At 37.3% G+C, this 11,664-nt stretch carries 10 protein-coding genes; 7 read left to right on the forward strand and 3 right to left on the reverse strand.

What is annotated here, in order from left to right; all coding sequences use genetic code 11:
• Window positions 1-169 precede the first annotated feature (169 nt).
• The 4 genes from V9G42_00535 (at window position 170) to V9G42_00550 (ending at window position 5,310) form a co-directional block, all read left to right on the forward strand.
• A complete protein-coding gene (locus V9G42_00535; protein MEI2757896.1) occupies window positions 170-1,516 on the forward strand; it encodes a DNA cytosine methyltransferase in 1,347 nt (448 codons plus the stop codon).
• A 2-nt stretch (window positions 1,517-1,518) separates the two neighbouring features.
• On the forward strand, window positions 1,519-2,040 hold the full coding sequence (locus V9G42_00540; protein ID MEI2757897.1) for a hypothetical protein: 522 nt from the start codon (window positions 1,519-1,521) through the stop codon (window positions 2,038-2,040).
• 136 nt (window positions 2,041-2,176) lie between these two features.
• Window positions 2,177-4,333: a Z1 domain-containing protein gene (locus V9G42_00545; protein MEI2757898.1), complete on the forward strand. Its 2,157-nt coding sequence runs from the start codon at window positions 2,177-2,179 to the stop codon at window positions 4,331-4,333.
• Window positions 4,330-5,310 (forward strand): PD-(D/E)XK motif protein, encoded by a 981-nt coding sequence (locus V9G42_00550; GenBank protein ID MEI2757899.1) that lies wholly within the window; start codon window positions 4,330-4,332, stop codon window positions 5,308-5,310. The genes V9G42_00545 and V9G42_00550 overlap by 4 nt, the downstream gene beginning before the upstream one ends.
• A gap of 422 nt (window positions 5,311-5,732) precedes the next feature.
• Here the strand turns inward: V9G42_00550 and V9G42_00555 are convergent, their stop codons facing one another.
• Both V9G42_00555 and V9G42_00560 read right to left on the reverse strand, forming a co-directional pair.
• The gene (locus tag V9G42_00555; GenBank protein MEI2757900.1) at window positions 5,733-6,956 is read right to left on the reverse strand and encodes an IS91 family transposase; all 1,224 of its coding nucleotides are present in this window, start codon (window positions 6,954-6,956) and stop codon (window positions 5,733-5,735) included.
• Window positions 6,937-7,839 (reverse strand): tyrosine-type recombinase/integrase, encoded by a 903-nt coding sequence (locus V9G42_00560; protein MEI2757901.1) that lies wholly within the window; start codon window positions 7,837-7,839, stop codon window positions 6,937-6,939. Before V9G42_00560 ends, V9G42_00555 begins: the two co-directional genes overlap by 20 nt.
• A gap of 258 nt (window positions 7,840-8,097) precedes the next feature.
• On the opposite strand from V9G42_00560, the gene V9G42_00565 reads away from it, so the two are divergent.
• The 3 genes from V9G42_00565 to V9G42_00575 are packed head-to-tail and all read left to right on the forward strand — an operon-like array spanning window position 8,098 to window position 9,786.
• Window positions 8,098-8,649 carry a DUF488 domain-containing protein gene (locus tag V9G42_00565; protein MEI2757902.1) on the forward strand — a complete coding sequence of 184 codons (552 nt, stop codon included), beginning with the start codon at window positions 8,098-8,100 and terminating at the stop codon, window positions 8,647-8,649.
• Between the two features lies 1 nt (window position 8,650).
• Window positions 8,651-9,127 carry a DUF488 domain-containing protein gene (locus tag V9G42_00570; GenBank protein ID MEI2757903.1) on the forward strand — a complete coding sequence of 159 codons (477 nt, stop codon included), beginning with the start codon at window positions 8,651-8,653 and terminating at the stop codon, window positions 9,125-9,127.
• Entirely contained in the window at window positions 9,124-9,786 is a 663-nt protein-coding gene (locus tag V9G42_00575) for a hypothetical protein (protein MEI2757904.1), read from the forward strand. Before V9G42_00570 ends, V9G42_00575 begins: the two co-directional genes overlap by 4 nt.
• A gap of 227 nt (window positions 9,787-10,013) precedes the next feature.
• Here V9G42_00575 and V9G42_00580 read toward each other — a convergent pair whose 3' ends face one another.
• Entirely contained in the window at window positions 10,014-11,588 is a 1,575-nt protein-coding gene (locus V9G42_00580; protein ID MEI2757905.1) for an IS1182 family transposase, read from the reverse strand.
• Window positions 11,589-11,664: the final 76 nt, after the last annotated feature.

The following is an 11,664-nucleotide window of genomic DNA, read 5'->3' on the forward strand; positions in this document are numbered from 1 at the left end:
CAGTGTAAAAAGCCGACCCGCAAATGGCACATTTGGTTTTTGCCGACACACGAGCCAACGCTCCAAAAACCAAAAGAGCCATTTTTTGCCAACGCACGGACAAACAGAGAAGATTAAAAACATAAATTGCGAATTTTGAAAAAGCAATATTTAGGACAGAAAATATAGAATGAGATTTATAGATTTATTCGCGGGACTTGGAGGCTTTCATAAGGCGTTACACGAACTTGGCCACGAGTGTGTATTTGCAAGTGAACTCGACCCTGTATTAAGAGATACCTACAAAAAGAATTGGGGTAAAGACATTAACATTCACGGAGACATTAGGAAAATTGTAAAAGACAATATTGACTTAATTCCTGACCACGACATATTATGTGCAGGTTTCCCTTGTCAGCCATTTTCAAAAGCGGGTAAACAACTTGGACGAGAGGACGACAGAGGAACGCTGTTTGACGAAATTGTAAAAATTCTTGAGGCTCGAAAACCCAAATATTTCATTTTAGAGAATGTTCGATTCATTGCCAAGCACAATAACGAAGAAACTTGGAAAGCAATGAAAGTTGAGTTTGAGAGACTTGGGTATCAAGTTGACCATAAAGACTATTCCCCTCACGACTTTGGTATTCCACAGCATAGACAAAGAATATTTATTGTTGGCTCGCTAGGTTCAAATGCACTCGACCATTTTAGTTTTGACAAAGTAGATAAATACAAAAAAAATGTTGTTGAACTTGAAAATTTCATTGAACAGAATCCAGTTAGTGCAAAGCAACTACCTAAATCAAATCAAGATTGCATACGACTTTGGCAAGACTTAATTGATGCTTTACCAAAAGAGGTAAAAATCCCAGGTTTTCCAATTTGGGGAATGGAATTCGGAGCAGACTATCCATTTGAAGAACAATATCCTCATTTACTTTCTGCAAAAGAATTGGGCGAATACAAAGGAAATTTTGGGATTTCATTAAAAGGAATGACCAAGGAAGAACAATTAGCACATTTACCAAGCTACGCAAGAGTTGAAGATGAGTTTCCCGATTGGAAACAAAGATATATTAGGCAGAATAGGCAATTTTACAAAGACAACAAGAAGTTCATAAAAGAAGCAGTTAAACAAATTTCAAAGTTACCTTCTCAAAGTTGGCAAAAGTTAGAATGGAATGTTGGAGACAGCGAACGAAAAATCAATAATTATCTTTTGCAATTCAGAGCATCAGGCATTAGAATAAAAAAGCCTGATTTTTTCCCTTCCCTAGTTTGTACAAACACGCAAATTCCAATTATCGGTTGGGAAAACAGATACATTACAAAAAAAGAAGGATTAAAACTTCAATCTTTAACAGGCTTAAAACTACCTGAAAACGACAATGCAGCTTTCAAAGCATTAGGAAATTATTTGGGCGTTCCCCTATCGGGTCGGGCTTTCCGTTCCAATCTTTTTGTTCGTACCTCACAAAAAGGATTTCCACTTCAATCCCTAACGCAAAAAAACATAATCAAATTAGCAGCATAAATATGAATACAGATTATCAATTGGTATATCAATTATTTCCACGTTCTTTTGGAATTACAGACGAAATCCGTGCTGTTATTTCTTGTTTTGAAAAGAATTATGAGCAAATAAAATCACCTGACAACAACCTAAGCAGTGATGGTGTATTGAAAGTTATTTCAGACGATTTAGAAGTATTGAATTTCAAAGTAGAAAAGAGCAAAGCAAGTATTGATAAGATAAAAGTTCCTGTTTTATTTAGTATCAACAATAGAATTGATAAGTTTTTTGATGCTGATGCTGTAAGTGCTGATGGCAAAATCGTTATTGAAGTTGAAGCAGGTAGAGCTTTCAGAAACAATCAATTTTTGAAAGACATTTTTCAAGCTTGTATGATGCCTAATGTGGAATATTTGGTTATTGCCGTAAGAAATCATTACCACAATAGCGATGATTTTAAATCAATCTTTCAATTTTTAGAAACACTTTATATCAGTGGAAGATTGCAATTACCATTAAAGGGAATTGTATTAATTGGATACTAAACTGCGTGAGGGATAGAAGCGGAAAGCCCACAGCGAGGAACGAGCGAGGACTTGAAGCGAATAGCCCGACCCACTAGGGGCACGCCCAAAAAATCATAATTGGCAACCATTTGTAGGTGATGAAACTACTGAACTTTTGCGAAGTAAAGGTTTCACTAATTCTGATAGAAGTTTAAATCAAAGTGGCGAAAGAATATTGGATGAAACATACAGAATTATGCAGGTGTGTGGTAATCCTAATGACCAAACCAATAATGAAACAGGAATTGTTATTGGTTATGTTCAAAGTGGAAAAACCCTTTCTTTCAATACTCTGACTGCATTAGCTAGAGATAACAACTATCAGATTGTAATCGTAATTGCAGGTGTTTCAACTAATCTTGTAAATCAGTCAACACAACGATTAGCGGATGATTTAAGGTTAAACACTCGCTTTGACAGAAAGTGGACATTACTCCAAAACCCTAACAGCAATCAAGAAGCTGAAACAATAGAAACTACACTTGCCCAATGGGCTGACCCAACTTTCCCAATAGAAAGGTGTAGAATATTGCTTATAACAGTGATGAAGAACACATCTCACTTGAATAACTTGGTTAATATTCTTGCAGGACAAAACCTTACAGGTGTTCCAACCTTGATAATTGATGATGAAGGAGACCAAGCAAGTCTAAACACTAGAGCAAGATGGGCTGCACGACAAAACATTGATATAGAAAGTTTAACTGAAAATCAAGTTTCAACTATTTACCGAAGAATAAACGCACTTCGCAATGTTTTCCCACATCACACATTTTTACAATACACCGCCACACCACAGGCAAATCTATTCATAAATATAATGGATAGACTTTCTCCTAATTTCATAAAACTATTAACTCCCGGACCTGATTACACAGGAGGAATTGATTTTTTCAGAAATAATCCAAACCTTATCTTGGAGATACCACCAAATGAAATTCCTACTCCAACAAATCCGCTTTTTGAAATTCCAGAGAGTTTGAAAAGTGCTTTACGCATTTTCTTTTTGGGTGTGGTTGCAGGAGAAATGCAAAATAATCACAGGAACAGGACAATGCTTGTCCATCCTTCAAGACTGCAAGGAGACCACAACGAATTTACAAATTGGATAAGAAATACTTGTAATAGTTGGCAGAGACTACTTTCAGGCAATGATGATGAAGACAGAAGAGAACTAATTGACGAGTTCAGAACTTCATATAATCAATTACAAATGACTGTTTCTGATTTGCCTAGTTTTGAAACGCTGACAGGAAACGATTTGATTCACGCTCTGCGATACACCCAAATTGTTGAAGTCAATTCTAGAAATGGAGTAACACCGCAAATTCCTTGGAATGATTTCTACTCTTGGATTTTAGTGGGCGGACAATCAATGGATAGAGGCTTTACGGTTGAAGGTTTGACCGTAACTTATATGCTGAGAAATATTGGTACAGGAAACGTTGATACAATTCAACAGAGAGCAAGGTTTTTTGGATATAAAAGAGGTTACTTAGGCTATTGTAGAGTATTCTTAGACCAAGTAACTATTGATGCTTATAATTTTATCGTAGAACACGAAGAAGATGTAAGAAATAGACTTTTAGAATTCCATTTGAATGATAGACATCTAAACGATTTAGACAGAGTGGCAGTGCTTAATCAAATGTTAAACCTAACTAGACGAAACATCATCTATGACGATTTAGATAGAGATACATTTGGCAATGATTGGTTTAGAATTAACGCACCACACGACACAGATGAATTGATTGAAGCCAATAGAAATGCCCTTTTAACTTTCCTACAATCAAGAGCAGGATTGTTTAACCAAGATGAGGGACATCCAAATAGAACTGAAGAACAAAAACATTTAGTTGCAAGAATTACGATTCAAGAATGTTTGGAGCATTTGCTTAACAATCTTCGTTATACAAGAGAAAGTGATTCAGCAACATACTCAAGCCTTAGAGGTATTTTAAAAGGATATATTGAGGAACATTCAGACGAAGAATGTTTGGTTTACTTGATGAGTACAAATTCTTATGAAAATTGGACACCAAGAACTCGTAGATTAAATCGAAATGATGAAATACAACAGCTATTTCAAGGTCGTAACCCGAGAACAGGAGAAGTAATTTACCCAGGTGATTCAGAAATTAAGGATGAAAATCTTTTGACAATTCAAATTCACCTTTTGAATTTGAGAGATACCGATTTTCAAAACGTGCCAACTATAGCAATTTGGATTCCTGAACATATGGGAGCTGATTTAATAAGGCAAGTATGAATTTAATTGACCTATACGATTCTCTGAGCTTGCCTGAAAATGACAGCAAGGTTTTCAATGCAATTCCAATCCCCGAATACCCAAATTTTCGAGTGGCAATTGACTTTGAAGGGAATGCAGTTTTATTGCTTTCTGTATCTAAGAGAATTAAGGATTTAAGCCTGAAGAATTTTCGCCTCAAATATTTGCAACTTGAACAAAACCTTGAATGTAAAATTTATGAGAATGATTCCTTCAAATTTCAAACATTTACTGTTATTACATTCCGTTGCAGCGACAGAAACTTGCAAGAATACTTTCTTAGAATATCTGAATCTCTCGTAAAAACAGTTGGACAAAATCCAACTCAACCACAAGTAATTGATTCGCTCAAAAAGTTTGTTGAAGTATTTAAAACCTTGACAGATTCTCCTACAAATACAGTAAACGGTCTTTGGGCTGAGTTATTTTTAATTGAAAATTCAACCAATCCAAAAGAACTCATAAATTATTGGCATAACATACCAGAGGAGAAATTTGATTTTAACGCAGGAACAGAAAGAATTGAAGTTAAGAGCAGTTCGAACTTTGAGAGAAAACATATTTTCTCAGCGGCACAGTTAAACCCTCCGTCTGATACACAAGTTTTAATTGCTTCGGTTTTTTTAAAACAACACAATTCAGGGAATAGCATTCAGTATTTAATTGACAGAATTTCTGAGAAGATTGATTACGACTTTGATACAGTTGAAAAGCTAAACACAATTGTTTTTAGAACGCTTGGAAGTTCTTTGGAACATTCCATTGGCGTAAAATTCGATTATGACATTGCTCAACAGTCTTTACGTTTTTACAGACATCAAGACATTGACAAAATAGAGGAAGTTCATATTCCAAACAATGTTTCAGAAGTGAAATATAAATCTGACTTGACAAGTATCAAGGCAATAGAATTAAATAAACTAAAAGAAAGAAAAGGACTATTCAATGCTTTATAACAAAATAGAAATAAAACCAACGCTTCACAGCCACACACATTGCCAAGTCGCACCAGCCGACCCGCAAGCCAAAACTTGGCAAAGAGTGTGTCTGCCCTACCGCACGACCAAAACGACCGAAAAACAGACGGACGAAAAAGAACACCGAACGCACAACATTATGCCGAATAGAAAAAAGCCCTAATGCAAAAAAGCCCTGAGAGTAGAAAACACTTCAGGGCTTTTTGCTATTCGGTGTTCAGCGACACCGGTATTTTTTGTATAGGAGGTTTTGTAGCTTTGGTTCTTTGTGATTTAGTGCTTTTTATAGTTACCGGTTGTAGTATTTCGCATGTTTGCGGATGATTGGGTTTGCTTAAACACACAACTTCCCCTACCCAAGATACTTAGGATTTTAGATGCTGTCATTATGTTTGTTATTGTCATCGCATTTGTTTAACAGGTTTTTGTATCTTTTGTGGAGAGCCTTTGTTGTGCAACAGCGCTACATTTACTAACTGTACACCCTGCCGTGCTATGTTGATATAGGTTGCCTGTAATTCTAAGGTTCCAGTTTTACAAACACTACACTGCGTAATATCCACACCGTACTTCATCGCTGCTAAAGTGGTTACGGGTAGTTTTACTTTTAGTGGTGGCTCTGCTATTTTTAATTGCCTGCAAATAGATTTTAAACGCTCTGTTTTGTTCTGATGGGATAAAAACCCACTGTGCCGTATCTTCACAAAACCTTTGGGCAGTATGTGTTGCTCAAACCTGCGCAAAAATTCTTCATGGCTCAAGGTCATCAACTTTTGTTTGTTGTCATCTTGGTAGTCTTTGTATTTGAATGTGATGGTTGTGTCGGTTATTGCCATTATCCGATGCGTAGTAATAGCAACCTTATGCGTATATCTGCCTAAGTATTCCAACACCTGTTGTGTCCCGCCAAAAGGACGTTTGGCATATACATTCCACTTGATGAACTGCAATTCTCCCATTGTTTTCTCAAACATTTTTTCATCTTCAATATTCAGTTGATGATTGAATTTTAATGCTAACAGTTTTTCTAAGAAATAGCCCTTGAAAATCTTTTCCATCGCTCTTCTGGGAAAAAGAAAGTTACCGGTCCTGCGTTTCTCTTTTTGCCACCGGCCCTCTTTATCTATGCCACCACCACTCACGATGCAATGTATGTGCGGATGAAAAGTTAAGTCTTGTCCGTTGGTGTGCAAAATGCTGATGATGCCCGGTGTTCCTCCAAGATATTTTTCATCACTACCCAATTTTCTAAGCGTATAATTGCTTGCTTCAAACAACAAATTAAGAACTGCTTTGCGGTTGCCCATGGCCAGACTTCTTAATTGCTGCGGCAGGGTAAACACGATATGGAAATAGGTGGTGGGCAACAACTCACTCATTCTGTCGTGCAGCCACTGTTCGCGCTTTAAGCCACCACAATTGGGGCAATGCCGGTTGCCGCAACTATGATATTGGTGATGTTGGTGAGAACAAGTATTGCAGCGATAAACATGCATGCCTAACCTTAACGTATGGCAATCGGACAACTTTTTCAACACACTTTGACTGTACGGATTAAACTGCTGTCCACTGTGGTGGGCAAAGATTCTGGTTTGAAGCCTTTGCTTAATTTCCGCTTGTTCCACCACCCAATCTTTCTAAGGGAGATACAATGCCAAGCTGGGTGTGGTGTTGCAGGTGCAGATAAATCATGGTGGTTTCTAACTTGCTATGGCCAAGCAGTGTTTTTATCACATGAATATTATTGCCCTGATTGAGCAGGTGCGTAGCAAAGGAGTGTCGCAGGGTATGTGCCGTAAACCGTCCGCATTCGAATCCTGCTTTTTGCATGGCACTATTTACCACCAACTGCATGCTGCGTACATGAACAGCACACTTGGTCTGTTGGCTGGTAAACAGGTATTCTTTGGGGCGTCCGGCCTGTAAATAGTACTGCCTAAGCTGAATCAATAAACTTTGTGGCAGTAAGGTGAAACGATCTTTTCCGCCTTTACCCTGTACTACTTTAATACGCTGGTTGGTGCTGTCTATATGGCTAATCTTTAAATCACACACTTCGCTAATGCGCATACCGCAGCCATAAAGCAACCCCACAACACAGTATTCTTTTAAAGAAAGCGATGCATTAAACAGTTGGGCTACTTGCTGCTCTGTCATAATATCAGGAAGCACAAATTGTTTTTTAGGGTAAAGCTTGCTGGGAACGATATAATCCGATGGCATAACTTTCTTAAAAAAGTAACTACAGGCTTGTGCCACACTCCTGCATTTGGCTCGGCCTACCCTATGGTTCTCTTTAATAAATAGCACATAACGCTCAATGTGTTCTTGCCGTAATTCTTCCACTTGCAAATTGTTGTAATGCTTAAAGAGCAAGGTGAGCTCTTGCAGGTAGTTGCGCACAGAGCCCTTGCCGTACTCTTGTATTTGTAAAAGTTGCAGAGTCTTTTGCAACCATCTTTTGCCACTTTCATTGAGTGGTTTTAAAGAAATGGTGTTTCCTTTCATAATATATTTTTTGATGAAAGGTAATGTCCGTATCTTTGCTTATGATGTCAATAGCAAAATACAAAACTCACCGAAGGTGTCGCTTGAACATCACCTATACGCAAGCAGGGGTTTCGTGCTTCGTAGGAAAGGAAAGTGGTAAATTTGAAGTTCAGTTCTTCGTAGAAAGTTCAGTGGTAAAAATCCCTGCCTGCGTATAGCTGAGAACCGTTAGGGTGCATTTTAGAACAGACCGACAAAAAATCGTAAATTTGAAATATGAACGATACGACAATATATTCAATAGGACACGGAAACAAAAAGATTGAGGACTTCATCAAGGAACTCAAAACTTTTGAAGTACAATTTCTGCTTGACATTCGGTCTAAACCGTTTTCAAAGTGGAATCCACAATTCAATCAAAATGAATTAAGGTTTAAACTTGAAGAAAATGGTATTAAATATGTTTTTGTTGGAGACACCTTAGGAGGTCTTCCCGAAGATAGGAGCTGTTATGACTATAATGGAAAAGTCGTTTATGACCTTATTAAAGAAAAAGACTTTTTCAAAGAAGGCCTAAAAAGATTGACAATTGCAAATGAAAAGCATATTAAGCTTGCAATTATGTGTAGTGAATCAAAACCAGAAGAATGCCATAGAAGTAAACTAATTGGTCAAGAATTGCTTAAAAAGAAAATATCATTAAAACATATAGTTTCTGACAAATTAATTAAATCACAAGAGATGGTTATGGCAGAATTAACCAAAGGAAAAGGAACGGTTGACCTTTTTGGAAACGAAATTGACTTCACATCACGAAAATCATATTAAAATGGAATTTTTTACAATAGGAGTTTATAACTCAACTGAACAAGAATACTTTAAAAAGCTGACAGAAAACAACATTGACACCTTTTGTGACATCAGGCAACGTAGAGGAGTTAGAGGCTCACAATATGCTTTTGTTAATAGTAATAGGCTTCAACAGAAATTGAATGACCTTGATATTAAATACGGTCACGTTATGGAACTTGCACCAACAAGCGAAATAAGAGACCTTCAAAAAGAAGCGGACAATCAAAAAGGAGAGTTAAAGCGAGACCGTAACAAATTGGGGCAGGTTTTTACGATTGCCTACAAAGACAGAATTTTAAACAAATTTGATTTTGATTCTTTCATTGACAAGTTAGATGAAGTGGGTGCAAATAGAGTGGTTTTATTTTGTGTTGAAGAAAAGCCAGAAGCTTGTCATAGGTCAATAGTGACTGACAAATTGGAAAAACTCGGATATAAAATTACGCACCTATGAAAGGCATCGTTTTAATTTTGTCAAAGACAAAAATGAATAATAATCAAGTTTGCGTTGGTGGTTTAACACTAAGCGGTAGGTATGTTAGATTAATGGATGAAAATGGTAATAATCAACCAGAAAACACTGACTTAGAACCAAAACAAGCTTGGGAAATAGAATTTGAAGAGAGACCTAATAATACACCACCTCACGTTGAAGATATTTTAGTTAAAAATAGAGTTCGCAAAGGAAATTTAAAGGATGGTATAACAATCAAAGATTTTATTGAAAAGCGAAACATTCCAATATGGAGTGGCCACCCAGATGAACTTTTTGATAAATTTATTCAATGGACTCAAAGTGGAAGTGGCTATATTGATAAAAATGGAGGTATTCCAAACCATAGTGTTGGTTTTTGGATAAGCGACAAAGATTTAAAGCGAAAAGACTATCAAGGAATTAGGTATCAATATCCTTCAACAAATGGTTGGCGTAGTTTGAAATTTAAAGGAACCGAAAAACCAGTTGATGTTATACCTGCCGGAACTTTAATACGAGTTTCGCTTGCAAGATGGAAAGCTTTTAACGAAGGGGAGCAACCTAAATGTTGGCTTCAACTTTCAGGGTGGTACGACTTAGGAGAAAGTTCAATTGAAGATGACGACTTACCATTTTAGAAGAAAAACGCACCCTAACAGCACCTACCCAAAAGTGGCGGTTCAGTGGTTAAATCAAGCTTTGTGCTTCTATCAAAGTTTCTGTTTGGTTGACAGTGAAGTGCTTCGAAATCGCCACCTTCGGGTAGCTGCAAAACGTCAGGCTGTGAAAAAAGTCATTTTCTTTTAAAATACTGCTTTTAAAATTAATGTAGAAGTGCTCTTCTCTGTTTTAAGATGGCTTGATTTTATGCAGCGATATTTTCTTGGAAAAAATTAATGGGCGTATATTGGCTTATCAGCCGCGGCTGATGAAGTCTACTCTTAATTGAAAAACCTCTTCCCGGATACTTTGGTGTCCAATTTTTCAGCACTTCCATCAGTCTATCAAAGCCTAAGATGTTCTTGGCGCGTTTTATATTGTAAACAGTCATGATGAGTGCCAGCTCTCCATTCACTTTTTTTAATCCTCTCAAATTGGTGTAATACAAATTCCACTGCCGTTTGATTGTGCCAAAGATATGTTCGTTTAGCTCCTGCCGTTTGCGGTATAACTCTGCGTTGGATTCATAGTTCGTTTTGTTTCTCTCTACCGCTTCGGCATATTCACTGCGTTCTATTTCCCTTCGACCATCCTGTCTGCCGGTGCAGAGGTGTTTTACAGGGCATGTATTGCAAGCTGTACTTCGGTACTTTTTAAATTGATAGGAGATGTCTTCACTGCGCTTTTTTGTATGCAATTTGCCTGTGGTATGCAGTGTTTCGCCTTGCGGACAGGTGTACGTATCGGTTTCCTGGTTGTACTTAAAGTGTTGAATGAGGTACTCAGGTTGTGTGCCACCTTCGTTGCTGTTCACTATCTCTTGCCTTGCTACTATTGTTTCTATTGCTGCTGCCTGACATGATTGCAATTCTTTTCCGGTGTGATATCCTTTGTCGGCTATAACCGTGAGGGCTTCTGCTTTTATATTCTCTTTGGCTTCGCTGCTTATATCGTACAAGGCATTTTTATCGTTGCGATTGATGGTGTGTGTGGCTACTACCAAGCTGTGCTGTGCATCTACGGCTGCTTGTACATTGTAGCCTACTTCTACCACTACACCTCGAACCAATAGGGCTCTTGCATCAGGGTCAGTAGTGCTTACCTGTGGCTCTTTATTCTCTTCTAGTTGCTTGGCTAATTGTTCGTACTTGATCTTATGTGTTTTCAGCTTGGCTAATTTATCTTCTACATCACTAATGGATAGACTCTGGACTTGGTTTTCTTCCCTATCGGCTTTATCTAACTGCTCTAAATATTGTTCTGTTTTTTCTTCGATATATGCCAGATGCCTTTCAATCTTTTTGGGGTTATAGTTATTCTTTTTACTGTTGCTCCCTCTTATTTTGGTGCCATCTACGGCAATCACATTACCACCAATCAAGCCCGCTTCTTTCAAAAACAACACAAACAACTTAAATAAGCTTTTTAGTGCCACAGCATTAATCTTTCGGAAGTCGGCAATAGAATGATAGTTCGGACAAAGTCCTTTGAGCAACCACTGCAACTCAATATTACGAACAGCTTCTTTCTCTAATTTACGACTGCTTCTTAATCCGTTTAAATAGGCATATAGATACAGTTTTAAAAAAAGTGCATCTTCAAAAGATGCTCTCCCGGCTTTTTTCTTTTCCCTCTGAATGAGCGATTGAATACCGAGTTGTTTTAAATCCAGCTTATCTACAAATGCATCTATAAATCGAATCTCATTGTCTTTTGCTATCTGACTTTCAAGGTTTGAAAAAGTGATTTGTTCTCGGTTGATACCTTGTATTTGAGGCATTTTTTTTATTTATTTCCCCTTAAAATTATTGAAATTATTTTACATTTGTAAATACTGAAAAAATATTTTTTTCACA

Source organism: Bacteroidia bacterium (genome assembly GCA_037045145.1).
GTDB lineage: Bacteria > Bacteroidota > Bacteroidia > AKYH767-A > OLB10 > OLB10.